This window comes from Amycolatopsis sp. Hca4 (genome assembly GCF_013364075.1).
Classification (GTDB): domain Bacteria; phylum Actinomycetota; class Actinomycetes; order Mycobacteriales; family Pseudonocardiaceae; genus Amycolatopsis.
Window position 1 is genome coordinate 5,939,749 of record NZ_CP054925.1, and the last position, 25,273, is coordinate 5,965,021.

Sequence of the window (25,273 nt, forward strand, 5' to 3'; positions counted from 1 at the left end):
GGTCGCTGACCCGCCCCGCACCCACCTATCACATTTCGGCCTACGACACACCTGGAAAGCAGTGCCTGCACCCGAGGACTTCTGGAGCTACTTCGGCGCGGTGGCCACCTACCTGGCCGTGCTGGCGGTCCCCGGCGGGGTCGTCGGGTGGGCCGCCGGCCTGCGCGGCTGGGCCCTGGCCGGCCTCGCGCCGCTGCTCAGCTACGCCATCACCGGTCTCGCCGGGCCCTGGCTCGCCATCGCGCACGTCCCGTACGGCCCGCTCAGCGTGGCCGCGGTCACCCTGCTGCTCGCCGCCGTGCTCCACGGCCTGCGCCGCCTGGCCACCGTCCGCGGCCGGCTCACGCCGGACGCCGGAGGACCGCCGTGGACGCGGCGGGCGCACCTGGCCGTCGCGGCCTGCGTCACCACCGCCGTCGCGGTGTCGATCGTCGTGGTCGTCTCCGGCCGCGGCGGGACGACCGCGGTGTTCCAGCGCTGGGACACCGTGTTCCACGCGAACGGCATCCGCTACATCGCCGAGACCGGCGACGGCTCGCTGACCGGCATGGGCACCATCAACTGGTACCCGGACGGCTCCTTCTACCCGAACGCCTACCACCTGGCCGGTGCCCTGGTCTACCAGCTGTCCGGGACGTCGATCCCGGTCACGCTGAACGCGGTCACGATGCCCATCGCCGGGCTGTTCGCCCTCGCCATGGCCGCACTGGTCCGCCAGCTCGGCGGCCGCGCGGTGTTCGCGGGCAGTGCCGCGCTCGTCGCCGGCGGGGCGACGACCGGGGCGTACGAGTCGGTGTCGAGCGGCCTGCTGCCGTTCGCGCTCGGCATCGTCCTGACGCCGCTGGCGGTGGTCGCGCTGCAGCGGTTCCTCGCGCGGCCGGGCGTCGACACCGGCGCGGTGCTCGCGCTGAGCGCGACCGGCCTGCTCGCCGCGCACTCGAGCGCGCTGTTCGGGGCGCTGCTGTTCGCTTTCCCGTTGGTGGTGCAGCGCTGGTACCGGGTGGTGCGCGGCCGCCGCGTCGACGGCGCCGGAGAGGGCACGCGGGCCTGGCGGGTCGTCGGCGGCGACGTCCTGCGGATGCTGCCGGTCATGGTCTTCGCCGGGCTGCTGTCCGCGCCGATGATCCTCGGCGCGATCGGCTTCACGTCCGGCTCGTACCCGTACTACGCCTGGGGCTCGCACATGCCGGTGTGGAAGGCACTGGCCATGCTGGCGACGTTCAAGCAGGTGCTGCCGGTGCCGCAGGTCTGGCTGACGGTGTTCCTGGCGATCGGCGTGCTCACCCTCACCGCGCTGCGGCGGATGCGCTGGCTGGTGCTCTCGGCGCTCGGGCTGTCCGCGCTGTTCGTGCTCGTGGCGTGCTTCGGCGGCGAACACTGGGTGATCAGCCTCTCGCGGCCCTGGTGGAACGACCGGTTCCGGCTGATGGCGCTGGCGTCGATCCCGCTGTGCCTGCTCGCCGCGCACGGCATGAGCGAGACCCAGCGGTGGCTGGCGAAGCTGGCGAGCGGGCGCGCGTGGGTGCGCGCGCGGCCGTGGCTGACCGGCCGGGTCGGGCTGGCGACGGCGGTGCTGCTGGTGGTCGCGATGGGCGTGCTGACCGGAGGGTTCTACCGCGCGGCCAACGCCAAGACGGTGTCGCTGCTGTACTACAACGGCCTGCCCGGCGAGGTGGTCCCGCCGGTCAGCCAGGACGAGATCGACGCGATGGACCACCTCGGCGCGCTCGGCATCCCGGCCGACCAGAAGGTGCTCAACGACCGGCTCGACGGCACGGCCTGGATGTACGCACTGACCGGGGTGCACCCGGTGGCCGGCCACTACGACGCCGGCGTCGCTCCCCCGGACGCGCTCTACCTGGCCAAGCACTTCGTGGACTACGACAGCGATTCCGAGGTGCGCGCGGCCGTGCGGCGGCTGAACATCCACTACGTGCTGGTGGGCAGCGGCACCATCCGCCGGGACACACCCATCGCGTGGGGCCTGCAGCACCTGGACGGGCACGACTTCCTGCAGGTCGTCTACCGGAACCCGGGCGCGGTCATCTACCGGATCGTCAAGTAGAACGCCCTCGTGGCCGCGGCGCCCCACCGCGACCACGAGGGCCCCCGCACCCCCGGGGTGGTCTGCAAGTACCGACGCCCGAGGGGCGGCAATCGGTTTCCCGATCACCCCGATGTCACTCGTTCGGACTAGTGCAGCTCCGGCAGGACGTCGGCCGCGACCTGCTCCAGGACGGCTTCCCGGCCTTCGTAGGGCGACGACGACCGCGGCCAGTGCGAGATGACGTCGGTGAAGCCCAGCTCCCGCGCCCGGCCGACGGCGTCGCGGAACGCCTCCACGCTGGTCAGCGAAAACACCGGTGACGAGTCCAGGCTGAGGTGCCGCTGGATGCTCGCGCGGTCGCGGCCCGCCTCGTCCAGCCGCCGGTCGAAGATCTCGGTGAGCTGCTTGATGCCGGCCCACCACTCGTCGGCGGTGTCGCCGCCCTTGCCGGTCGTGACCCAGCCCGCGCCGAACCGCGCGGCGAGGGTCATCGTGCGCGGGCCGTTCGCCGCGACGACGAACGGCAGCCGCGGCCGCTGGACCGGGCCGGGCAGGTTGCGGGCCTCGCGGGCCCGGTAGTACTCGCCGTCGAAGCCGAACTTGTCGGTCATCAGCAGCCCGTCGAGGGCCTCGACGAACTCGGTGAAGCGGTCGACGCGCTGCTTGGCCGTCAGCTCCGGGGCGCCGAGCACCGCGCCGTCGTAGTGGTGGTGGTCGACGCCCGCGCCGACGCCGAGGACGAACCGGCCGTCCGAGACGTCGTCGAGGGTGTTCAGCTCGCGCATGAAGGGCACGGGGTGCCGGGCGACTGGCGAGGCCACGAACGTGCCCAGCCGGATGCGGGACGTGACCATCGCCGCCGCGGTCAGGGTCGGGATCGCGGAGAACCACGGGCCATCGACCAGGTTCTTCCAGCCCAGGTGGTCGTAGGTCCAAGCGTGGTCGAAGCCGTACTCCTCGGCGGCGCGCCACTTCGGCTCGGCGGCCCACCAACGATCTTCAGGGAGAATCACGATGCCAACTCGCACAGATCCGGACGCTATCGGTAACCGCCGGAGGTCGCACGGACGGGGACGGTCCCACCCGAACGTGTCAGGGACAATGGTCGGGTGGAGAGACCCCAGTTGATCGCGTCCGACGTCGACGGCACCCTGCTCGGCCCCTCCGAATCCCTCACCGGCCGCACGATCGCGGCCGTCCGCCGGGCGATCGAGGCGGGTGTGCCGTTCGTGCTGGCCACCGGCCGTCCGCCGCGCTGGATCGCGCCCGTGGCGGGGCCACTCGGGCTGACCGGGTACGCGGTGTGCGCGAACGGCGCCGTCCTGTACGACTGCGGCCGCGAGGAGGTCGTCGCGGTGCACGGCCTGCTGCGGCCCGAACTGCTCCACGACATCGCGCACGCGCTGGACAAGGCCCTGCCCGGCTGCCGGCTGGCCGCCGAGCGGGTGAGCACCGGCGCCGACCACGAGATGCGCAACTTCGTGATCGAGCCGGACTACCACAACCCGTGGGGTGACGGCGAAGGCCGCACCGCCCCGCGCGCCGAGGTGCTCGGGCACCCGGCGATCAAGCTGCTGGTCAGCCACCGCGGGATGTCGTCGGAGGAGATGGCGGACGGGGTGACCGCGCTGTTCGACCGGGACGTCGACGTCACGTACTCGTCGTCGGGTGGCCTGGTCGAGCTGTCCGCGCACGGCATCACCAAGGCGACCGGGCTCGCCGACGTCGCCGAGCGGCTCGGCGTCGGGCCCGAGCGGGTGATCGCCTTCGGCGACATGCCCAACGACGTCGAGATGCTGCGCTGGGCGGGCCACGGCGTCGCGATGGAGAACGGGCACCCACAGGCGCGGTCCGTCGCCGACGAGATCACCGGCCCGGCCGGTGAGGACGGCGTGGCGCAGGTCCTGGAGCGCTGGTTCTAGCCGTCTTACGGGTCCGGGTGGCGGAGCCCCCGGCCCGGGGCGAAGCCCCGGGTGTCACCGCCGGTCGAGTTCCGCGGCTTCCTCCGGGGTCGGTGCGGTGCCGCCCAGGTGGGCGGGCAGCCACCAGCGTTCCTCGTCGGAGGCGGGCTGGTCGGGGTACTCGGCCTGGGCGCGGTCGAGCAGCGCGCTCATCCGGGAGCGCAGCTCCTTCGTGACGACGTCCCAGTCGTCACCCTTCGCCGGGTGCATCGGCTCGCCGATGAGGATCGAGATGGGCACGTGCCGTCGGGTGAGGTCCTTCGGCCGTCCCTTCGTCCAGAGCCGCTGGGTGCCCCACAGCGCCATCGGCACGACCGGGACGTCGGCGGCCGCGGCCATCCGGACGGCCCCCGACTTGATCTCCTTGACGGTGAACGACTGGCTGATGGTGGCCTCGGGGAAGACGCCGACGACCTCGCCGGCCTGCAGTTTCGCGAGCGCTTCGCGGTAGGAGGCCAGCCCGGCCGACCGGTCGACGGAGATGTGGTGCATGCCGCGCATCAGCGGCCCGGCGATCTTGTTGTCGAAGATCTCCTTCTTCGCCATGAACCGCGTCAGCCGCTTGGCCGGGCGCGCGCCGAGGCCGCAGAAGATGAAGTCGAGGTAGCTCACGTGGTTGCACGCGATGACCGCGCCGCCGCGGCGCGGGATGTGCTCCGCGCCCTCGATCCGGATGCGGTTGTCGAGTACCCGGAACATCGTCCGGGCCGCCGCGATCACGGGCGGGTAAACCAGGTCAGCCATCCGGCAAGGTTACGGGACCGTAGGTTCTTGACCGCTGTTCAGCGGGCAAGAACACAATGTGACGGCGACCAGGAGCGCGAACAACGCGACGGACTGGTGCTTGATCCCCTCGATGCCGTCCCCCAGCGCCGCCGTCCCGAACTGCGTCACCGAGACGGCGAACAGGAACGCGACCACCACGCCGAGGGCGGTCCGACGCCGCAACCAGGCCCTGACCAGTACGAACAGCCAAATCGGCACCAGTGCGAACAGCCCCAGCGGGGCGAGCAGGCCGGTCAGCCAGGACACCACCGGCACCCGGTGCTCCTGCGCGTGCGGCGGGAAGCCGGCTTCCTGGTCGAAGCTGCCGAGGTAGTCCGGCCGCGCGGTGAGCTGGTCGGTGGCGGCGCGGTCGAGCACTTCGAGGGTCCGGCCGGGGTGGTGCGCGAAGTACGCGACGACGTTCCCGCGGCTCATCCGGTCGCGGTAGCGCGGGTACAGCGGGTCGATGCGCGCCGGGTGGGGGTGCCACCAGCCGTTGCCCGCGTACTGGGCGAACGACAGCGGCAGCCCGAGCTCGGCCAGGTCGGCCTGGGTGTCGTGGCGCCCGTCGACGATGTTGAGGAAGATCGAGTTGAAGACGTTGATCTCGCGGGAGTCGTCGCCCGGGAAGTCGCTGTACGTGCCGTCGGGCGCTCGCGCGGGCTCGACGCTCTGCTGCGCGTAGAGCGTGACGGCGCCGATCGCGCCGATCACCAGCACCGCCGACGCCCACCGCTTGGCCCCGCGCAGCGGGCCCGGCCGGGTGAACAGGATCGCCAGCGCGAGGATCGGCAGGATGGTCAGCGTCTGGACCTTGGCGTTGACCGCCAGGACGCCGCCGGCGAACGTCACCGCCATCCCCGCGTAGCTCCACCGGCCTTCGCGGGCGGTCAGGAGCAGGCCGCCGACGGCGAGCAGCAGGCCGAGGAAGGCCGCGCCTTCGCCGAGGATCGCGGCGAAGTAGCCGAAGACCGCCGAGTCCGCGACCACCAGCAGCAACGCCGCCGCCACGAACAGCCGGGTCCGGCGCGGGTGCGGCAGGCCGAGCACGATCGCCGTCACGGCCGCCGCGGCGATCACGCTGCTCAGCAGGCCCAGGATGACCAGGCTCAGGGTGCCGTGGAGGCCGATCAGCCGTCCGATCCGGACGGCCAGGTCGGCGAGCCAGCTCTGGGTCAGCAGGTACGTCGGGCGGCACGTCTCCGGCGTCGGCGGGTAGACGAGGTGGACGAACGGCTCGGGCAGGCCCTTCCAGGTGATCCCGGCCCCGCACAGCACGCGGCCGCCGTCGCCGTTGTTGGACATCGCGATCGGCCGCGGCACCAGGAACCGCACCACCAACAGGGCCAGCGCCGTGCCGAACACCCCGAGCCCGAGCCGCGCCTCGGCGCCCAGCTGCCGGTCCGGGGCCTCGAGCTTCACGAAGGACAGGGTACGTAGCGGAAGTCCGGGCCCTGGTCGAGGTCGGCGACCAGCGACTTCGCCTGCTCCGCCCGCGGGTACACCGAGACCCAGTACGGCGTGCCGACGCGGCGGAAGGTCGCCACCTGGTACTTGCCCGCGTACACCGGGTCGATCGCGCAGTGCTGGCGGTCGGCGTATCCGCCGTCGGCCGGCAGGGCGACCGTCGGGCGGCGGCCGTTGACGACGTAGTCGTAGTCGGTCGCGACGCCGCCGTCGTGGCGTCCTTCGCGGGCGATGTGGTCGTCCGTGCGGCCGAGGACGTCGATGATGAGCAGCTGCCCGCCGTGGGCGGCGAGCGCGCCGGGCGCGGCCGCGCTGACCACCGATCCCGGCGGCAGGTAGTCGCCGAGCCAGCCGCCGATCTCGGCGAGCTCGACGCCGTGCGCGTGCCAGTTGCGGACGCGGTCGAGCATCTCGGGACTGAACACCGAGACGAGCACCGCGATGCCGGCCAGCCCGCCCGCGGTCACCGGCACCAGCCGCGTCCCGACCGGCCACGGCTTCTGCCGCGGCGACGGCTTCCCGGCGACTTCCGCGGCCAGCACGCCGTACGTCCCCGCGGCGGCGACGGCCAGCAGCGGCGGCACCGGGGCCAGCAGCCGCCACGACGGGCCGGGGTCGCCGCCGATCAGCACCGCGGCCGCGGACAGCCCGGCCGCCATCGCGAACAGCAGCCAGATCAGCGCCCTGGCCTCGACCGCTTTCACAACCGGGGCTTCGCGGTGCGCCTCGGACTCCGCCGCCCGTGTCCCGGTGTCGGAGCGGCGCAGCACGAGCGCGACCGCGGCGACCAGCCCCAGCAGCAGGAAACCCTGGTGCGCCAGTGCGAACCCGGACAGGTACGGCCAGCCGGTGGCGAGGCGGTCGTTCAGCGGCCCGCCGAGCTTCGCGGCCAGCGGGGCCGGGACGAAGTGCTGGTAGAACGTCGCTCGCCAGGCCAGGCGCGGGATCAGGAAGACCAGCGCGCCCAGCGCGTACCCCACCGGCGCCCACCAGCTGTGCTTCGCCCGGAGCGCGGCGCCGGCCAGCCACAGCCCGGCCAGCGCGGCGACCACCAGGCCTTCCGGGCTGGTCATCACGGCGAAGGCGACGAGCACCCCGGCGACCACCGGGCGGCGCGCGGCCAGCGCGTACCCGACGGCGAGGACGATCAGCACGAACAGCGGGACTTCGGAGCCCGAAGCGCCGTAGACGGCGAGGCCGCCGGCGCTCGCGGTGAGCACCGCGGCGGCCACCCCGATCGCGGGCCGCGGCAGGGCGCCCTCCGGCGCGGCCGCGGCGACGATCCGGTTGGCCAGGAAGCAGGACACGAGCACGCAGCCGAGCGCGGCGAGGACCCCCGAGACGACCGCCGTGGTGCGGATGTCGGCGCCGAACGCGGCGCGCGGCAGGGCGACCAGCACCACCCAGAAGAAGTTCGTGTACCCCTCGACGCGTTCGCCGGGGTTGAAGACCGGGCCGTTGCCGTCGGCGATGTTCTGCGCGTAGCGGAAGGTGACGAGGGCGTCCTCGGTGACGGTCGCGAACAGCAGCTGGTGCAGCAGCGACAGCCCGAGGGTGAGGGTGAGGACGCAGGCCCGCCAGCCACGGTCGACGTCGAGGCGGTGCCAGGTCAGCACCACGGTCGCGGCGACGACCAGCCACGCCACCACGACCGCGTAGACCACCCGGCCCCCTCCGCCTCGGCACCGCACCCGCCCGGGCCCCCGCCCAGGTTATCGATCATCGGCGGCGAAGCGTTTCCGGTGGACCGATCACCGGTCCGAATGGGGGTGGATCACTTCGCCGGCGACAGTCAATCAGGGAATTCCACTACCCAGAATAACCCGATCGGGTGTCGGTTCGGCCGGCGGAACTGACGTCTTGGGAAATCGCCGATCGGGGTATCGGCAGGCGTGGCTTGGCTGCTTCGACGGGAATTCGAACGGTCGCCGGGCATTTCGGCGAACTTCTCCGCCGTCCGACGCGGCGGTGACGGCGAATCGCTTTCGAAACTGTTCGACGGATCCGGCGGGTGCGCCGGGTTGGCCATCCATTGGGTCATTTCGGGAAAGCCGTCCGCCGGCCCGGCCCCGCCTTATCAGCCGGGGCTGACCGGATTGACGGGCGAACCGTTCTACCGGCTGCCTCCGAGTTGTCCACAGGTGGGCAAACCTGTGGACAGCCTGGGGACAACCCCCGGTCAGGCGGGGGTGGCCGCGGGGCGGGCCGAGCGGGCCGCGACCGCCGCGATGCCGGCCGTCAGGAGGTCGGCCACCGTGAACATCACCCGGGAGGCCACCGCGAACGCCGTGGCCTGGCCGACCGTCAGGCCGCTGGCCGTCAGGACCGCGACCTGGGCCACCTCGCGGACGCCGACACCGCTCGGGAGGATGAACGCGAACGTGCCCACCGTCATCGCCACGGCCATCGCGCCCACGCAGAGCACGAAGCCGCCGATACCGGGGGTGCCCACCGAGTTGGCCAGGAGCCACAGGTGGACACCCTGCAGGCACCACGCGGCCGTCGAGGCCCCGAAGACCTTGCCGATGACCGCCCAGCCCAGCGGGTGCGCCAGCGGCGGGCGGCGGAGGATCCGCAGCACCAGCGACGTGCCCCAGGTGAGGATCTTCGGGTGCAGCATCGCCAGGCCGAGCGGGATCAGCACGAACAGCCACAGCGCTCTCGGGCTGTTGCTGAACACCGCCGGTGCCGCCAGCAGCGACACCACCAGCGCCGACACCACGCCGACGCCGAGCTGGATCAGGGAGCCGGTGAAGATGCGGGCGCGGGCCAGGCCCGCCTTGCGGCCCAGCTCCATCTGCAGCAAGTAGGCCCAGACCGAGCCCGGCACGTACTTGCCGAGCGAGCCGACCAGGCAGATCTGCGCGCCGCGGGCGTAGCCGATCGGCGCGCCCAGGTCGTCGACCATCACCTGCCAGCCCCAGGTCGAGACCAGGATCGCCGCGACCAGGGCGACCAGGCTCAGCAGGGACGACTCCCAGGCGACGTCACGCAGGGTGTGCCAGAACTCGCCCCAGTTGGCCGCCAGCTGCTTGGCCGCGAAGCCGATGACCAGCAGGATCGCCACCCACCGGACGACGTCGAGGATCTTCGCCCGGGTGGACTTCGGCTGCTTTCCGGCAGCCGGCAGGTCCTCAACTGTCGTCATCGACGGCTCTCCTCAGGCCTGGACCGTGACCAGGCGGCTGAACTCGGAGAGCAGATCGTAACCGTCCCACACCGCGGAGAAGGTCAGGGCGGAGCCGAACGGCACGATCCGGTCGACGCCGCGGCCCGCGAGCTCGTGCGCGAACGCCGTCAGCTCCTCGGCGGTGAAGCCGAACTGGCTGACCGTCTGGTCCTTCCGGAGGACGATCGGCACCAGGTCGGACAGCGACGAAACCCGCGCGTTCGCGAACGTGCCGGCGCCGAGCCACTCGCGCGGCAGCACCGCCGGGTCGGTCAGCTCCAGCGTGGCCAGGCCGTTGCCCCGGAACTCGATCTCCTTGACCAGCCCGTCGACCGCCGCGCCGTACGCCGAGACGCGCTTCTGGACCGCCATCGCCGGCTCGGTGACGTGCTCCTTCGCCGAAAGCACGGCCGCCAGCAGCGCGCGGAACTCGCTCCCGGCCGCCACGGCCCCAGCCTCGTCGCCGACCCAGAACACCGCGCGCGGCGAGGAGCAGGCGGCCTGGTCGAACCAGTACGAGTCGTTGTAGAAGCCCTCGGCGGCCGCGCGCCGCTCTTCGGCGGACGCCCGCTGCCAGCCCGCCACCGAGGCGACGGCGAAGGACGAGCGGTCCGGGAACGTCAGGTCACGCGCGTGCGGGGCCAGCGGGTACTTCCGCAGGGCCGCGACCGAGGCGTCGCCGCCCCAGATGACGCGCAGGTCGGCGGCCAGCGACAGGGCGCCGCTGACCTCGTCACTGCGGTCGTAGGTGACCATGCGCTGGGTCGCGGTAATGGCCTCCGCCACCGAAGCGTCCACTTCGGACAGAGCCGCGTTCAGCGCTTCCAGCACCGCTTCGGCGGCCCCGGCCGAGCGCGAGGAGACTCGCACGACGTTGTGGTTGCCCGCCAGCGCGGACAGCGCCCACGAGTAGACGAAGATCGTGTCGACGTTCGCCGGCGGCACGTGGAACACCAGCCCGCGCGGGAACCGCAGCGCGTTCCCCGAAGTGTCCAGGGTGGACAGTGCCTTGGCGATCTCGCCCTTGCGCAGGAAGAACCCGAGGGACGCCAGCTCCGGGAACCGGCGCGCGGTGGCCGGGGCCAGCAGCTTGCGCGCGAACTTCGTGATGAACTCGACAACCCGCGGGTCGCCGACGCGCAGCCGTCCGCCCGGCGGTGCCGCGCGGAGCTGATCGACCAAATCGCCGACGGAAACCGCGTCCGACGAGGGGAAACGCTGGGTCAGAGAAGTCACGCCGCCGCTCCCGAGAACGTGTCGGAGCACCCGCGGGCCTCCGCCTTCGGCAGCCGGCCGAGCACCGAGAAGTGCTTGCCCGGCCAGTCGCCGTCGTCGATGCCGTTGTAGACGCCGAGGTCTTCGGTCAGCAGCACGTGCCCCGGGTACGACCGCGGCAGCGTCGAGACGACCTCGATCACGCCCGGCTCCCCGACCGGCTGCTCTTCCCACGTCTCCGGGTTGCGGATGACGACGTCGGCGAAGTCCGGGCAGTACAGCGAGTTCCCGGACGGGCCCTCGAGGAACACCGTGCCGATCTGCTCGATCATCCCGTAGTAGTTGTGGATCCGGGTGAGCCCGGTGTCTTCCTTGAACCGGCGGCGGAACTCGGTGTTGTCCACCGCGCGGTCGATCAGCTTCTTCCAGCCACCGCTGTGGATCAGGATCCCGTTCGACAGGTCCAGCCCGTGGTCCCGCGCGACTTCGTACAGGTACAGCCAGACCATGAACGTGAAGCCGAAGATCAGGAAGGGCTTGTCGCCGTACTCGGCCAGGAACTTCTTGACCGCCTCGACGTCGGGCTGGTCGTTCTCGTCGAGCACGTACGTGTGCTTGCGGCCGAAGTTCGCCATGCCGAGCACACCAGCTCCCCGCGCGGAGAACGACCGGCGGTTCTTGATGATGCCGATCGTGTCGACCATCAGCATCGGCAGCCGCTCGCCGCCGAGGACCTCCTGCAGCGTGGCGCCCAGCTGCTTGGTCTGCGCGCCCGCCGCCTCCTTGTCCAGGTAGATCCGCGACGCGCCGGCACCGGTGGTGCCCGACGACGTCAGCGTCTTGAACACCTCGCCGTCCGGCACCGACTTCAGGTCGTGCGTCTTGAACATCCGCACCGGCAGCCACGGCAGGTCGGCGATCGAGCCGAAAGCCGCGCCGGGCTCGATGCCCAGGGAGGACAGGATCCGGTCGTAGCCTTCGGAATTCGCCCGGTGGTGGGCGGTGAGCGCAGCCAGCTCGGGCAGCAGCAACGCTTCCCGGTCGGCCTGCGACCGCGTGAACACACTCATACCCGCCCCTCCAAGGTCCGGTAGTCGATCTTGCCGCTGGCCAGCAGCGGCACGGTGTCGATCGGGCGGACGTCGAACCCGCTGGCGTGCAGGTGCAGCCGCTCGGCCAGCGCCCGCGACGCGTCCTTGCAGATCTCCTTGTCCGCCCCTTCGGCGAACAGCACGACCTTGTCGCCTGCCGCCACCGCGGCCACCACGTCGATCCCCACCGCCGCGGTGCGCACCGCCTGCTCGAGGTCGTCGAGGCTGACGCGGTTGCCGAAGACCTTGCCGATGCGCTTGAGCCGTCCGGTGATGAACAGGTAGCCCTCTTCGTCGAGGTACCCGAGGTCACCGGTGGCCAGCACGCCACCGTATTCGTCGCCCTTGGCCAGCCCGGACTCGTCGTCCGCGTAGCCCATCATCACGTTGGGCCCACGGTAGACGACCTCACCGACGATCTTCGGGTGCGTGGTCTCCGAGCCGTCGTCCCGGCGCACCGAGAACTTCCCGCCGGGCAGCGCCGGCCCCGCGGAACCGAGCTTTTCGGCCAGCTTTTCGGCGGGCACCGTCGTCATCCGCGGCGCGGCCTCGGTCTGGCCGTACATGACGTACATCCGGCCGCCGACGGCCAGCATCTTCTCGTTGAACTCGGCGACCAGCTCGTCGCGCAGCTTCCCGCCGGCCTGCGTCAGCGTGCGCAGCGTCGGGTACTTCGCGGGGTCGAACTTGAGCCGCCGCAGCATTTCGTAGTGGTACGGGACGCCCGAAAGGGACGTGACGCCGTAGGTGTTCACCGCGTCCCAGAAGCCGCGGCCGAGTACGCCGGACGGCTCGATGACGATGGTCGCGTCCCGCACCAGGTGCGAGTTCAGCACCGAGAGGCCGTAGCTGTAGTGCAGGGGCAGGCAGGTGGGCGCGACCTCGTCGGCGTCGATGCGCAGCACCTGCGCGATGGCGTCGGCGTTGGCCAGGATCGCCTGCCGCGAGAGCCGCACGAGCTTCGGGTTGCCGGTCGAGCCGCTGGTCGGCAGCAGCACGGCGAGGTCGGGGTGCGGCTGGACGCCGTCCGCGGACGAGCGGATCCAGTCGTTGCCCTGCGTGGTGTACCCCTCGGGTGCGGCACCCGAAGCCGCCAGCACGGCTGCCGGGCGGAACCGCGAGACCAGCCCGGCCAGCACGTCGGCGTCCAGCGCCGGGTCGATCAGCGCGATCGCCCGCCCGGACTCGAACGCGCCCAGGTAGGTCAGCACGCTGTCGAGGTCGACCGACATCCGCGCGAAGACGACGCCGGTGGGCAGCGCCGCCAGCTCCTCCACCGCGCGGCCGACCTCGGCCGACAGTTCCGCGCCCGCCAGCGTGCGGCCCCCGGCCACATCGACCAGCCGGGCTCCCGCACCCAACAGCGTCACAGCACCAAGCCTCCGTCGATCCCCAGCACCTGGCCGGTGATGAACGACGCTTCGTCGCTCACCAGGAACCGGATCGCGTTCGCCACTTCTTCCGGCCGGCCCAGGCGCCCCAGCGGCGTCTTGCCGGCGTTTTCCACCTTCGCGTCTTCGCTCAGGGCCGCCGTGAGATCGGTCTCGATCACGCCGGGGGCGACCGCGTTGACGCGGATGCCGGACCGGCCGAGCTCCTTCGCCGCCGACTTCGCGATGTTCGCCACCGCCGCCTTCGAGGCCGCGTACACGGTCTGACCAGCGCTTCCGTACTCGCCGACGATCGAGGCGAGCACGACGATCGAGCCGGACTTCTTGCGCATCATCGCCCGGGCCGCGGCCTGGACGGTGTGCAGCGTGCCGGCGACGTTCGTGCTCAGCGTCGTGTCGACGAGGTCTTCCTTGATCATCCCGAGGAGCGCGTCCTCCATGATCCCGGCGTTCGCGACCACGACGTCGAGCTTGCCGTGCTCCTTGGCGACCCCCCGGACCAGCGAAGACACCGCTTTCGCGTCGGTGACGTCCAGCGCCAGCCCGGAAGCACCCACGGAGGCGGCGGCCTCCTTGGCGCGAGCCTCGTCGCGGCCGGTGAGCACCACGGTCGCGCCCGCCTCGACGAGCGCGCGGGCGGTGGCCAGACCGATCCCCCGCGTCCCGCCGGTGACGAGCGCGACGCGACCGGAAAGATCAGTCATTCTTCGACTGCAGCTCGGTCACCATGTCCACGGCGACCTTGAAGCTCGACATGTCGATGACCTGGTCGGTGTCGAACTCGACGTCGAACTCGTCCTCGATGGCCGCGACCAGCGCCATGTGGCCGACCGAGTCCCACGCCTCGATGTCGCGGTACTTCAGGTTTTCGACGTCCACACCGCCGTCGAGGTCCAGCGCCTCGACGAAGACCTCGCGCAGCTTGGGGGCGACTTCCGACATCAGACAGCTCCTAGTGCTCTTCGCGCGGGCGAGCGTCCCACGCCTTTACCAAGGTAGAGAGGTCGCCGGGCAGCGTGACGTCCGGGAGACCTTCCTTGCCCTTCAGCCACGGCCCGAGGGCTTCGATCGTCTCCTCGTCGAGACCGCGGCGGGACAGGCCCACGACGTTGACGCCGGTGACGCGGGCCGGGTTGCCGACGGCGATGGTGAACGCGCCGATCTCGCGCCGCACCGCCGAGCCCATCCCGATCATCGCGCCGGGCCCGATCACGACCTTCTGGTGCAGGATCGCGCCCATGCCGAGGTTGGCGCCGTCCCAGATGTGGCAGTGGCCACCGGTGACGGCGTTCGAGGCGATCGTCACGCCGTCGCCGACCAGGCAGTCGTGCGCGATGTGGGAGTTGCGGAGGTAGTAGCCGTCGCTGCCGACGGTCGTCGTCCGCCAGGTCCCTTGGTGGACACTCACGTACTCGCGGATCCGGTTGCGGCTGCCGATGACGACGCCGTGGCCGTCGTGATCCGGGTCACCGGTAGGCGCGTCTTCCCAGGCGGCGGGGTGGGGACGGCCGCGGTCCTCGCCCGGCGTGCCGATCGTCACGTGCGGGCCGATCCAGTTGCCGTCCCCGATCCGGGTCGGTCCGGCGATCACCGCGAACGGCCCGATGACGTTGTCCTCGCCGAGTTCGACACCTTCGCCGATGACGGCGGTCGGGTGGATGCGGTTGGCCACGGGTGGTCGTCCGTTCGTCGGCGGCTGGGTACTGGGCGCGCTGCCGCGCCCGGTAACGTGTGGCCCGCGTTGCTGCAGGGCGGCCGGGCGCAGAACCGGCGGCTCACTGTACCGGACGCACCGAAATCGCCTGCCGAGAGAGACTGCCCATGATCCCCATCACTGTGGTCGACGTCCGCGACGCGGAGGACCTCGTCGTCGAGGTGCTGCGCTCCGGCGCCATCGCACAGGGACCGATGGTCAAGCGCTTCGAGGACGCCTTCGCGGCGGTCTCCGGGACGAAGCACGCGATCGCGGTCAACAACGGGACCACCGCGCTGGTCGCCGCCCTCCAGGTGCTGGACCTGCAGCCGGGTGACGAGGTCATCACCTCGCCGTTCACCTTCGTGGCGACGCTGAACGCGATCCTCGAGGCCGGCGCGACCGTCCGGTTCGCCGACATCCGGCGCGACGACTTCGCGATCGACCCCGACGCCGTGGCCAAGGCCGTGACGGACCGCACGAAGGTCCTCATGCCGGTGCACCTCTACGGCCAGACCGCGGACATGGGCAAGCTCGCCCCGCTGGCCGCCGAGCGCGGGCTGCAGGTGATCGAGGACTCGGCGCAGGCCGTCGGGGCGTCCTTCGAGGGCAAGCCGGCCGGCTCGTTCGGCATCGGCTGCTTCTCGCTGTACGCGACGAAGAACATCACCACCGCCGAGGGCGGGGTCATCACCACGGACGACGACGCGCTGGCCGACAAGCTGCGCGTGCTGCGCAACCAGGGCATGCGCGCCCGCTACCAGTACGAGGTCGCCGGGCACAACTACCGGATGACCGACCTGCACGCGGCCGTCGGCATCCCGCAGCTGGCGAAGCTCGACCAGCTGACCGCGGCCCGGCAGGCGAACGCGAAGCGCCTCTCGGAGGGCCTGGCCGGCACGCCGGGCCTCGACGTCCCGCAGGTGCTGCCGGGCCGCGAGCACGTCTGGCACCAGTACACCGTGCTGGTCGGCCCGCACGCGTTCCTCTCGCGCGACGAGCTGGCCGCGGCGCTCACCGAGCGCGGCATCGGCAACGGCATCTACTACCCCAAGATCGTCTTCGACTACGACTGCTACGCGGGTCACGACCTGATCCCGGGCGCGCGCGTCGAGGACTTCCCGGTCGCGAAGTCGGTCGCCGAGCAGGCGCTTTCGCTGCCGGTGCACCCGCACCTGACCGAGTCCGACCTGGACACCATCATCGAAACCGTTCGCGAGGTACTGGGCGCATGACGCATCGGATCGCTCTTGTCGGTACCGGGAACATGGGTTCCCTCCACGCCCGCGTGCTCGCCGCCAACGAGCGCGTCGACCTGGTCCGCGTGATCGATCCGCGCGAGGAAGCGGGCAAGCTCGTCGCCGACCGGTACGAAACGCGGTGGACACCGGAGATCGGCGAACTGTCCGATGTGGACGCCGTGGTGCTCGCCTCGGCCACCGAGGTGCACTACGACCTGGCGCAGGAGATCTTCCGCCAGGGCAAGCCGATGCTGGTCGAGAAGCCGGTCTGCAACAGCTTCGAGAAGTCGCAGGAGATCGTCTCGCTGTCGGCGAAGAACGACATCCCGCTGATGTGCGGCCTGCTGGAGCGCTACAACCCGGCGGTGATGACCGCGCGGGCGCTGGTGAACGAGCCGGTGCACCTGATGGCGCGCCGCCACGGCCCGTACGCCCCGCGCATCAAGACCGGCGTGGCGTGGGACCTCCTGGTGCACGACGTCGACCTGGCGATCCAGTTCTTCGGCGGCGCGACCCCGGCCCGCGTGACGTCCGGCGCGGGCTACTTCCACCCGTCGTCGGTGGAGGGCGCGGAGGACACGATCGAGACTGTCCTGTCGTTCCCGACCGGCCTGGCCACGGTGTCGGCTTCGCGGCTGGGCCAGCGGAAGGTCCGGTCACTGGTGGTGTCGGAGCTGGACCGCCTGATCGAGATCGACCTGCTGCGCCGGGACGTCACGATCTACCGGCACGTCTCCCACGACTCCGTCACCCCGGACGGCCTCGGCTACCGGCAGCAGACGGTCATCGAGATCCCGGAGCTCGTGACCGCACGCGAGCCGCTGGCCACCCAGCTGGACCGGTTCTGCGACCTGCTCGAGGGCAAGATCGACGCCGACACCGAGCGCGACCTGATCCTGCCGTCGCACCACGTCGTCGAGCAGGTCCTCACCCAGGCCGCGGCCTAGAGCCTGTTTCGATGTGCTGACCAGCGGGAGCTTCTGGCCTGCATTGTCAGTGCGGCGTGTCCTGGATCAAATAGGCGAGGTCTCCGGTAGATCGATCAACGACCAAGAAGATCGAGAACACCGGAGACCTCGTGGCCAGCCTAACGGCGACGGGGCGAGCCGACCTGACCGACGCGCAATGGGCGATCCTGGAACCGCTGCTGCCTGTCGGCAAGAAACCTGGCCGCCCGCCGACATGGACAAAGCGCCAACTTCTGGACGGCATCCGCTGGCGGGTCCGGGTTGGCTCGCCCTGGCGTGACGTCCCACCCGTATATGGCTGCTGGCAAACCGTCTACGGCTTGTTCCGGCGCTGGCAGCGAGCCGGTGTCTGGGCGGTGATCTTGGCCGGGTTGCAAACCCGGGCTGATGCTGCCGGGTTGATCACCTGGGACGTCAGCGTCGATTCCACGATCAACCGCGCCCACCAGCACGCGGCGGGCGCCCGCACTGACAGCGAACGGCAGAAGGAACCGCCTGGCGGTGTCGGCCAGCCCGAACCGGCCGACCACGCGCTGGGCCGGTCGCGGGGTGGCTGGACCACCAAGCTGCACCTGGCCACCGAGCAAGGCCACAAACCACTCTCACTGCTGGTGACCGCGGGGCAGCGAGGTGACTCGCCGCAGTTCGAGGCTGTCTTGGCCGGGATCCACATCGCCCGCGCCGGGGCTGGACGGGCCAGGACCCGACCGGATCGGGTCTTGGCGGACAAGGCCTACAGTTCCCGCGCCAACCGGGCCTATCTGCGGCGGCGTGGGATTACCTGCACGATTCCCCAGCCATCCGACCAGATCCGGCACCGCCGCAACCGCGGCCGGGCAGGTGGCCGGCCGCCAGCGTTCGATCCGCAGATCTACAAGCAACGGCATGCAGTCGAGTGCGGCATCAACCGGCTCAAACGCAACCGAGGCGTGGCCACACGGTTCGACAAACTCGCGGTTCGGTACGAGGCAACGATCCATATCGCCGCGATCAACGAGTGGCTACGCCATTGAAACAGGCCCTAGACCGCTCAGCCGCAGCTGCCGGGTCTGCCGCGGCTTCAAAGACAAAAGCGTCCTCGCCGGACGGGCAGGCTCTGGGATGACCCCGGCTCCCGCTGTCGCCTCACCTTCTGGAGGTGGGCCGCTGGGTGGTCATCCCGTCGCCTGAACGAGGCCTATCACTTTGAGCCGGGCCCGCAAGCTCGCGTCTCCTGGTCGCGTTGCGCTGTGGGTTGCGGGCCCGGCTCAAAGTGATTTCGACGGCCTCAGGCGACGGGATGACCACCCAGCTCCGTCATGTGAGGGGGCATCACCCGACCACCGACCGAGTCACGCACTACTCGTCTAGCTCGCCGGCACCGGGAACGCGGCAGGGCTCCGGTGGCCACCGGGGCCCACCGCGCGGACGCCGAAGAAGACGTTGTCCTTGGACAGGTCGATCTTCGCCGTCAGCGCCGGGCCGACGTCGATCGCGTGCGTCCAGTCCGGGGCCGTCGTCTCGCGCCAGACGACCTCGTAGCTCGTCGCACCCGGGGTGGCGGTCCAGACCAGCTCGGAGTCGTTCGCCAGCGCCGCCGTGCGGATCTTCACGCCCTTCGGCGTGCCCGGTGCGGTGGCGAGCGACCACAGCGCGGCGCCGTTGACCCGCGCCACCCGGGCGATGAACGGGAAGTCGCAGAACTCCGGCAGGTCGCCGTACTGGACGCCGTTTTCTACGCGGACGTCCTGGTGCTGGTGGGCGAAGTCCTCGTTCGGCTCGGTGAACCGCGCCGCCGGGTAGCCCTGCTCCAGGAAGCCGATGTGGTCGCCGCCGCGCAGGTAGCGGTCACGGCGGTAGATCACCCGGACCGTCATGCCGGTCGCGTCGTTCTCCGCCACCGACTTCACGAACCGGGACAGCTGCCGCGGCGGGGAGTCGTTCTCGCCGCCGATGCTGCGGCGCAGGTTCGCCTCGGCCGGGGTTTCCGCCGTCGGGACCCCTTCGGCGAAGAGGCGGATCGTGAAGGGGTCGCGCGTGCCGTCGTCGGCGCGGCTGGAGCCGACGATGTCGTCGGTGAACATCGCCTGGACGTCGGTGCCGGCCGCCTTGAACTGCTGCGCCATGAACCGCGAGCCGTACAGGCCCTGTTCTTCGCCCGCGACGGCGGCGAAGACGATCGTCGCGGCCGGTTGCCGCGTCGAGAGCACCCTGGCCAGCTCCAGGGCGACCGCGACACCCGAAGCGTCGTCGTCGGCGCCCGGTGCGTCGCCGGTGAAGTCCATGACGTCGGTGCGGCGCGAGTCGTAGTGCCCCGAGACGACGTACACGCGCCCGGGATCGGTGGAGCCGTGCAGCGTCGCGACGACGTTGGTGATCGTCGTCGGCACCGGGATCCGGTCGGCGGGCGGCTGGACGTACGACTGCAGCGCGACGCTCAGCCGTCCCCCGGAAGCCGCCGCGACCTGCTGGAACTGCGCGAAGAGCCAGTCGCGGGCGGCGCCGATGCCGCGAGCCGGGTCGTCCTGCGCCGACAGCGTGTGCCGGGTGCCGAACGCGGCCAGCCGCCGGACGGTCGCTTCGATCCGCCGTTCGTCGACCTGGCGGAGCAGGGCCTTCAGTTCCGCGTCGGGCCGCTGCGGGCGGACCGGGCCACCGGGCCCGCGGTCGCCGAGTTCGGCGGCGCCGGCCGGAGCCGCGGCCACCAGGCCGAGCGCGGCCGATGCGGTGAGGAACGCGCGTCGAGAGGTCACGATCCACGTCTTACGCCCGCACCGGGTGAGCGGGTACCGCCTACTTGGTGAGCCGCTTGCCGTCGGCGTCGTAAGCGATCAGGGGGGTCAGGACGGCCGAGTTCGGGACCTCGTCGGGGTTGAACCAGAAGAACACCACGCCCGGGTCCGCCGACCACTTGGCCAGTTTCGCCTCGACGGTCCGGCCGTGCACCGTGGTCGTGACCCTCTCCGCCGGGCCGGCGAAGTAGCCGAAGACCGGGATGACCTGGTTGCGGATCACCTCGCCGCCGTCGGTGGCGTGGAAGCCGAACGAGCGGTCCGAGCCGCGGAACTCGTTCGTCGCCAGCACCGACTGCAGCGACGTCCCGGACCGGAAGCCCGCCACCAGGCCGAAGCGGATGCCCGGCAGCTCCGGCGCGTCGACGGCCCGCGCGTACAGGACGATCTCGCCGTCCGTGGTCCGGATCCCGGTGCCGACGACGTCCCCGATCGGCTGCTCCACGGGCTGTGGTGTGGTCGGCGCCGGTGCCGCCGACGTGGCCGGGGCCGGTGGCTGCGCAACCGGCGCGGGCGCGGGCTGCCGCAGCTGGATGGCGAACACCACGACCAGCACGACGGCGGCCGCGGCGGCCACCCCGGCGGTGCCGGTCAGCAGACGGCGGCGGCGCCGGATGCGCCGCCCGCCTGCCATGATCGCGGCCAGGTCGGGTTCGGCGAAGGGCTCCTCGGGCGGCTGCCGGAGGGCGGCGCGGAAGTCGTCGAGCTCGTTCACCGCCCGCTCCCCCCGATCAGCGTGTCCTCCGGATCGGCCCCGACCCGCAGCTTGGCCAGCGCCCGCGAGTTCGTGCTCTTCACGGTACCCAGGGAAACACCGAGCTCACGGGCCACCTCGGCTTCCGGCAGGTCGAAGAAGTGCCGCAGCACGACGACGGCGCGTTCGCGGTCGGTGAGCGTCTTGAGCATGGCGGTGAGCCACTCGCGCTGGGTGACGGCCTTGCCGACGTCGAGGCGGTCCGGCCGCTCGGGCACGGTCTCGGTGGCGTATTCGCGGAACGGCCGCCGCCAGCCGTCGATGACGTGGTTGACCAGGACGGTCCGGGCGTAGCCGTAGGCGTCCTTGTGCCGCACCCGCGACCAGGCGGCGTAGGTGCGCGTGAAGGCGGTCTGGGCGGCGTCTTCGGCTTGGTGGCGGTCACCGGTGAGCAGGAACGCGGCGTGCGTGAGCCGGGCCGACGACGCGCGGACGAACTCCGCGAACTCCTCGTCGCCCCGCGCCATGCGTCACCTCGCTTCGTCCTCAACCAGCGACGGGCGGGCCCGCGAAAGGTTGCTTCACGATCTTTCCCGAGGTTACCGGGCACGCCTGAAACGTTGTGTAACCGATATCTCGCGCTCGGTCACGGAGGACTAGATTATGTGCTGCGCGCGGGACGTGCGGTTCCGTGCGGAGGGCTTCACCGCCGGGAGGTCCGGGCGGTTTCACGACGGCGGCGCCGGCGCCCGGCGCCGGCGCCGCCGTCATCCAAAGCCACCGCCGTCGAACGGCTCACTCCGAGAAGTCACCCGAGGGCGCGCCCCACCCGGACGCGTCGCCGCCGCGTTCCTCCGCGATCTCCCGCCGCCGGGCGTTCTCCGCGCGCACCCGGTCCACTTCGGACTGGATGTACTCCTCGTCGTAGCGCTGGAACACCCGGGCCGGGTTCCCCGCCACCAGCGTGCGCGGCGGGACGTCCTTCGCCACCACCGAGTTCGGCTGGACCGTCGCGAAGTCGCCGATCGTCACGCCCGCCATGATCACCACCAGGCCGCCGATGAAGCAGCCCTTGCCGATCTTCACCGGCTTGCGCTCGATCAGGTCGCTGCCCGAATGGTTCTGCAGCGTCATGTTCGCCAGCCAGCTCGAGTGCGTGAAGATCAGCGTGTTCAAGCCGATGCTCGTGTGCTCGCCGATCTCCAGGCCGCCGCTCGCGTCGAGGGCCGCGCCCTCACCGATCCAGCAGTGGTCGCCCATCTTCAGGTTCTCGGGGCTGATGATCTTCACGCGCTCGCGGACGCGGCACGTCGGGGGCAGCCCGTAGAACTGCGCGCGCTCGGCGTCGTTCATGTACTGCGAGACCAGCTCGGTCAGGATCTGCGGGCGCAGCCGGTGGCTGCGCTCGTCATCGAAGAACATCGGCTTCCGACACCAGCTTCTCGAAGGTCCTGAGGTGCTCCTCGGCGACGACGTCGAGGCCGAAGTTCGACCGCACCAGCTCGCTCTCCCGCTGCGCGATCAACGCCCGGCGTTCCGGGTCGTCGAGCAGCTCGATCACCGTGCGGGCCACCGCTTCCGAGTCGTCCGGGCGCACCAGCAGCACGTTCTCGCCGTTGCGCAGCTCGATGCCCGGGTAGTTGTCCTCGGTCACCGAAGCGATCGTCGCCGTCCCGGAGAGCATCGCCTCCAGGGACGCCGTGCCGCAGCCGCCGTTGAGGTCGTGCGTCACGATGTCCGCCGCCGCGAAGTAGGCCGGGACGTCCTCCTTCGGCACCGCGCCCGTGACGATCAGCGCATCCGAAACGCCCAGTTCCGCCGCCCGCTTGAGGAATGCGTCGTGGTACACGCGGCCGACGACCACCACCCGCACCCCGGGGTGCTTGTCCAAAATGGACGGCAGGGCCTCGATCAGCGGCAGCCGGTTGCGCAGCGGGATGACGTGCCCGAGCGAGACGATCAGCGGCGCGTCCCCGATTTCGTGCTCCGCGCGGACGTCCTTCGTCACCGGTTTCGCGAAGTGCCCGGTGTCGACGGCGATCGGGAAGTACTCCGAGTTCGCGTCGCTCGTGCCGTACCGGTCGACGCAGTAGTCGACACCGAGCTTGTCGAGGATGACGTAGCGCGGCCGCATGTAGGCGAGGATGGGCCGCACGAGCACCGCGTCCAGCAGCCGGAACACGCCGCCGTACAGCTTGTTGTCGCTGATCAGCAGCGTGTGGATGGTCAACAGCGTCGGCACGTCGTGCCGCCGCGCCCAGATCCCGGCCAGCCACGACAGGTCGAAGAACTGGCCGTGCAGGTGGATCGCGTCCGGCTTGAACTCGTCCAGCAGCTTCCACAGCCGCCGCCAGTTGCCCGGCCGCAGCGACGCGAAGCTCATGTCGAAGTCGATCGACAGGCCGATCTGCGGCATCTTCACCGCGGGCAGGCGCACGACGCGGTAGCCGTCGCGCCGTTCGTCGGCCGGGGCTTCGCCGTACGCTGCCGTGATCGCGAGGACCTCGTGCCCGGCCGCGGCGAACTGACCCGCCAGGGACGCCGCCATGTGCGCGCTGCCGCCCACCCGAGGGGGAAAGAAGTTGTTCACCACCGCGATGCGCATCGCACGTCCTTGGGCGGGCCCGGCGGTGGTGTTCACTCGGTTTCCTTGACCAGATCCCGCATGCCGTCCTCCACGGTGATCCGCGGCTCCCAGCCCAGCACGTCACGCGCCCGGCTGATGTCGGCGGCGCGCCGCGAGACCAGCACGTCACGCTCGTTGAACAGCGGCTCGACGTCGACGCCGACGGCCTCGATGAGGATCTTGGCCAGCGCCGCGATCGACGTGTCGATGCCGGTGCCGATGTTGATCGGCACGTTCGCCTTCTCCGACTCCAGCGCCGCGACGACGGCGTGCGCGAGGTCGGTGACGTGCACGAAGTCCATCGACTGGTCACCGCGGCCGTCGATGATCGGCGGCTGGCCGTTGCGCAGGCGCTGGATGAAGTGGTTGATCACCGAGGTGTAGTAGGCCTCGATCTTCTGGCCGGGGCCGTACACGTTGAAGAACCGCAGAGCGTTCCACGAGAGGCCCTTCTGCCGCTCGTAGAAGCCGAGCAGGTCCTCGCCGGCGCGCTTCGAGATGCAGTACGGCGTGAGCGGCTTGAGCTCGTCGTCCTCGTGCATCGGCAGCCGCTTCGGGTCGCCGTAGACCGAAGCGGTCGAGGCGAACACCAGCCGCTCGACGCCCTCGTCGGCGGCCGCGGCGAACACGTTGTGGTTGCCGATCATGTTGATGTCGATCGACTCGTGCGGGTCGGCGATCGACTTGTTGATCGAGACCGTCGCGAAGTGGATGACGTGCGTGCAGCCGCGCATGGCCTCGCGCACCGCGCCGCCGTACCGGACGTCCTTCTCGACCAGCTCGACCTTGCCGGTGGCGACGAACTCGTTGACCCGGGCGCGGTCGCCGCGGGTCATGTTGTCGAAGATCCGGACCGTGTAGCCGCCCTCGAGCAGCAGCGGGATGACGTGCGCGGCGATGAAGCCACCGCCCCCGGTGAAGAGCACCTTCTTGTCGGACACCAATTTCTCCTCGGTAGGCGGCTTCAGGACAGGGACTGCACGGCTTCGCGCACGACCTCGGCGACGCGGGTGACTTCGGCGTCGGTGAGGTTGGCGTGCATCGGGATGGCGAGCTGACGCGCGAACGCGTCGGCCGAGACGGGCAGCGGGGCCTGAGGCCCGTAGATCGGCTGCAGGTGCGAGGCGTAGGTGCCGAAGTTGCACTGGACGCCCTGCGAGCGGATGCGCAGCGCCAGGGTGTCGCGGCTGACCTCGGGCGCGACCGTGAGCAGGTAGGCCTGCCACGGGTGCTCGCGGTCCGGCAGTTCGACCGGGACGGTCAGCGCGTCGACGTCGGCGAAAGCCTCGTGGTAGCGCTTCGCGACCGAGCGGCGGGTGGCGAGGAGGTCCGGCAGCCGGTCGAGCTGGACGTTCATGATCGCGGCCTGGACGTCCGACAGGCGGAAGTTGTAGCCGAGCTCGTGGAACTCCGGGATGGGCAGCGTTTCCGAACCTTCGCGGCTGATCGCCGGCTCGATGCCGTAGGTGTGCAGCTTGCGGGCGCGGGCGATGAGGTCTTCGCGGTCGGAGACCAGCGCGCCGCCTTCGCCGGCGGTGATGCCCTTGCGGCCGTGGAAGGAGAACGCGGCCAGGTCGGCGAGGCTGCCGGCCGGGCGCGTCTTGTACGTCGCCCCCGCGGCGCAGGCGGCGTCCTCGAAGAGCCAGAGGCCGTGCTTGTCGGCGATCGCGCGGTACTCGTCGAAGTCACCGGGCTGGCCGGCGACGTCGACCGCGAGGATGCCGACCGTCTTCGGCGTGACCAGCGCTTCGACGTGCGCCGGGTCCGCGCTGAAGACGTCCGGGCGGATGTCGGCGAACACCGGCTTGGCGCCCGCCTGCACGACGGCGTGGCCGGTCGCCGGGAACGTGTAGTCACCGACGATCACCTCGTCGCCCGGCTGCACACCGAGGACTTCGAGGCCGAGGAAGAGAGCCGAACCGCAGTTCGCCGTCGTCAACGCGTGCGCCGTGCCGGTGACCTGGGCGAACCGTTCCTCGAACCGGCGGCACGCCGGTCCGGCGCCCGCCAGCCACCCGGATCGGAAGACTTCGGCTACGGCGGCTAGCTCCTCTTCACCTACGGTCGGCTGACCGAGGGCGATGCTGTCTGACGACATACCTCTCCCATTGCGTGGGGACCCGGCGAAGTGTATAGACGCACGCTCAGGTGATTCACAGGACCACGCCGAACTC

Annotated in this window: 23 protein-coding genes; 5 read left to right on the forward strand and 18 right to left on the reverse strand. The window is 70.9% G+C overall.

Annotation, left to right across the window (positions count from 1 at the left end; all coding sequences use genetic code 11):
• Positions 1-61 precede the first annotated feature (61 nt).
• Positions 62-2,065 (forward strand): DUF6541 family protein, encoded by a 2,004-nt coding sequence (locus tag HUT10_RS26350; RefSeq protein ID WP_176173658.1) that lies wholly within the window; start codon positions 62-64, stop codon positions 2,063-2,065.
• Positions 2,066-2,193: 128 nt separating this feature from the next.
• Here HUT10_RS26350 and HUT10_RS26355 read toward each other — a convergent pair whose 3' ends face one another.
• Entirely contained in the window at positions 2,194-3,075 is an 882-nt protein-coding gene (locus HUT10_RS26355) for an LLM class flavin-dependent oxidoreductase (RefSeq protein ID WP_176173659.1), read from the reverse strand.
• A gap of 96 nt (positions 3,076-3,171) precedes the next feature.
• Between HUT10_RS26355 and HUT10_RS26360 the strand changes: the two genes are divergently transcribed.
• A complete protein-coding gene (locus tag HUT10_RS26360) occupies positions 3,172-3,969 on the forward strand; it encodes an HAD family hydrolase (protein ID WP_176178011.1) in 798 nt (265 codons plus the stop codon).
• A gap of 54 nt (positions 3,970-4,023) precedes the next feature.
• On the opposite strand, the gene HUT10_RS26365 is transcribed toward HUT10_RS26360, so the two are convergent.
• The 10 genes from HUT10_RS26365 to HUT10_RS26410 all read right to left on the reverse strand — a co-directional run bounded on the left by HUT10_RS26365 (position 4,024) and on the right by HUT10_RS26410 (position 14,778).
• Positions 4,024-4,752 carry a 1-acyl-sn-glycerol-3-phosphate acyltransferase gene (locus tag HUT10_RS26365; RefSeq protein WP_176173660.1) on the reverse strand — a complete coding sequence of 243 codons (729 nt, stop codon included), beginning with the start codon at positions 4,750-4,752 and terminating at the stop codon, positions 4,024-4,026.
• Between the two features lie 9 nt (positions 4,753-4,761).
• A complete protein-coding gene (locus HUT10_RS26370; protein WP_176173661.1) occupies positions 4,762-6,195 on the reverse strand; it encodes a hypothetical protein in 1,434 nt (477 codons plus the stop codon).
• Positions 6,192-7,904 carry a hypothetical protein gene (locus HUT10_RS26375; protein ID WP_176173662.1) on the reverse strand — a complete coding sequence of 571 codons (1,713 nt, stop codon included), beginning with the start codon at positions 7,902-7,904 and terminating at the stop codon, positions 6,192-6,194. Before HUT10_RS26375 ends, HUT10_RS26370 begins: the two co-directional genes overlap by 4 nt.
• Positions 7,905-8,419: 515 nt before the next feature.
• Positions 8,420-9,388 (reverse strand): lysylphosphatidylglycerol synthase transmembrane domain-containing protein, encoded by a 969-nt coding sequence (locus HUT10_RS26380; RefSeq protein WP_176173663.1) that lies wholly within the window; start codon positions 9,386-9,388, stop codon positions 8,420-8,422.
• A 12-nt stretch (positions 9,389-9,400) separates the two neighbouring features.
• On the reverse strand, positions 9,401-10,645 hold the full coding sequence (locus tag HUT10_RS26385) for an acyl-CoA reductase (RefSeq protein WP_176173664.1): 1,245 nt from the start codon (positions 10,643-10,645) through the stop codon (positions 9,401-9,403).
• Positions 10,642-11,694, reverse strand: a complete 1,053-nt coding sequence (locus HUT10_RS26390; protein WP_176173665.1) for an acyl-protein synthetase — start codon at positions 11,692-11,694, stop codon at positions 10,642-10,644. Before HUT10_RS26390 ends, HUT10_RS26385 begins: the two co-directional genes overlap by 4 nt.
• Positions 11,691-13,085 (reverse strand): AMP-binding protein, encoded by a 1,395-nt coding sequence (locus tag HUT10_RS26395; RefSeq protein ID WP_176173666.1) that lies wholly within the window; start codon positions 13,083-13,085, stop codon positions 11,691-11,693. Before HUT10_RS26395 ends, HUT10_RS26390 begins: the two co-directional genes overlap by 4 nt.
• Positions 13,082-13,810, reverse strand: a complete 729-nt coding sequence (locus HUT10_RS26400) for an SDR family NAD(P)-dependent oxidoreductase (RefSeq protein WP_176173667.1) — start codon at positions 13,808-13,810, stop codon at positions 13,082-13,084. The genes HUT10_RS26395 and HUT10_RS26400 overlap by 4 nt, the downstream gene beginning before the upstream one ends.
• Complete coding sequence (locus HUT10_RS26405) at positions 13,803-14,048, reverse strand: acyl carrier protein (RefSeq protein ID WP_003096467.1); 246 nt, start codon at positions 14,046-14,048, stop codon at positions 13,803-13,805. Before HUT10_RS26405 ends, HUT10_RS26400 begins: the two co-directional genes overlap by 8 nt.
• Positions 14,049-14,058: 10 nt before the next feature.
• On the reverse strand, positions 14,059-14,778 hold the full coding sequence (locus HUT10_RS26410) for a UDP-N-acetylglucosamine acyltransferase (RefSeq protein WP_176173668.1): 720 nt from the start codon (positions 14,776-14,778) through the stop codon (positions 14,059-14,061).
• Positions 14,779-14,927: 149 nt separating this feature from the next.
• Between HUT10_RS26410 and HUT10_RS26415 the strand changes: the two genes are divergently transcribed.
• From HUT10_RS26415 to HUT10_RS26425, 3 genes are all read left to right on the forward strand, one after another.
• A complete protein-coding gene (locus tag HUT10_RS26415; protein ID WP_176173669.1) occupies positions 14,928-16,034 on the forward strand; it encodes a DegT/DnrJ/EryC1/StrS aminotransferase family protein in 1,107 nt (368 codons plus the stop codon).
• The gene (locus HUT10_RS26420; protein WP_176173670.1) at positions 16,031-16,987 is read left to right on the forward strand and encodes a Gfo/Idh/MocA family protein; all 957 of its coding nucleotides are present in this window, start codon (positions 16,031-16,033) and stop codon (positions 16,985-16,987) included. Before HUT10_RS26415 ends, HUT10_RS26420 begins: the two co-directional genes overlap by 4 nt.
• Positions 16,988-17,118: 131 nt before the next feature.
• Positions 17,119-18,021, forward strand: coding sequence for an IS5 family transposase (locus tag HUT10_RS26425; RefSeq protein ID WP_176169307.1), 903 nt, complete (start codon positions 17,119-17,121; stop codon positions 18,019-18,021).
• Between the two features lie 333 nt (positions 18,022-18,354).
• On the opposite strand, the gene HUT10_RS26430 is transcribed toward HUT10_RS26425, so the two are convergent.
• The 7 genes from HUT10_RS26430 to HUT10_RS26460 form a co-directional block, all read right to left on the reverse strand.
• Positions 18,355-19,740, reverse strand: coding sequence for a M20/M25/M40 family metallo-hydrolase (locus tag HUT10_RS26430; RefSeq protein ID WP_176173671.1), 1,386 nt, complete (start codon positions 19,738-19,740; stop codon positions 18,355-18,357).
• A gap of 40 nt (positions 19,741-19,780) precedes the next feature.
• Positions 19,781-20,494: a hypothetical protein gene (locus HUT10_RS26435; RefSeq protein ID WP_176173672.1), complete on the reverse strand. Its 714-nt coding sequence runs from the start codon at positions 20,492-20,494 to the stop codon at positions 19,781-19,783.
• Positions 20,491-21,000 (reverse strand): SigE family RNA polymerase sigma factor, encoded by a 510-nt coding sequence (locus HUT10_RS26440; protein ID WP_176173673.1) that lies wholly within the window; start codon positions 20,998-21,000, stop codon positions 20,491-20,493. The genes HUT10_RS26435 and HUT10_RS26440 overlap by 4 nt, the downstream gene beginning before the upstream one ends.
• Positions 21,001-21,268: 268 nt before the next feature.
• Positions 21,269-21,895, reverse strand: a complete 627-nt coding sequence (locus HUT10_RS26445; RefSeq protein ID WP_176173674.1) for a DapH/DapD/GlmU-related protein — start codon at positions 21,893-21,895, stop codon at positions 21,269-21,271.
• Positions 21,882-23,078 carry a glycosyltransferase family 4 protein gene (locus HUT10_RS26450; protein WP_176173675.1) on the reverse strand — a complete coding sequence of 399 codons (1,197 nt, stop codon included), beginning with the start codon at positions 23,076-23,078 and terminating at the stop codon, positions 21,882-21,884. The genes HUT10_RS26445 and HUT10_RS26450 overlap by 14 nt, the downstream gene beginning before the upstream one ends.
• Before the next feature lie 32 nt (positions 23,079-23,110).
• A complete protein-coding gene (locus HUT10_RS26455) occupies positions 23,111-24,040 on the reverse strand; it encodes an NAD-dependent epimerase/dehydratase family protein (protein ID WP_176173676.1) in 930 nt (309 codons plus the stop codon).
• A 23-nt stretch (positions 24,041-24,063) separates the two neighbouring features.
• The gene (locus HUT10_RS26460; RefSeq protein WP_176173677.1) at positions 24,064-25,197 is read right to left on the reverse strand and encodes a DegT/DnrJ/EryC1/StrS aminotransferase family protein; all 1,134 of its coding nucleotides are present in this window, start codon (positions 25,195-25,197) and stop codon (positions 24,064-24,066) included.
• Positions 25,198-25,273 lie beyond the last annotated feature (76 nt).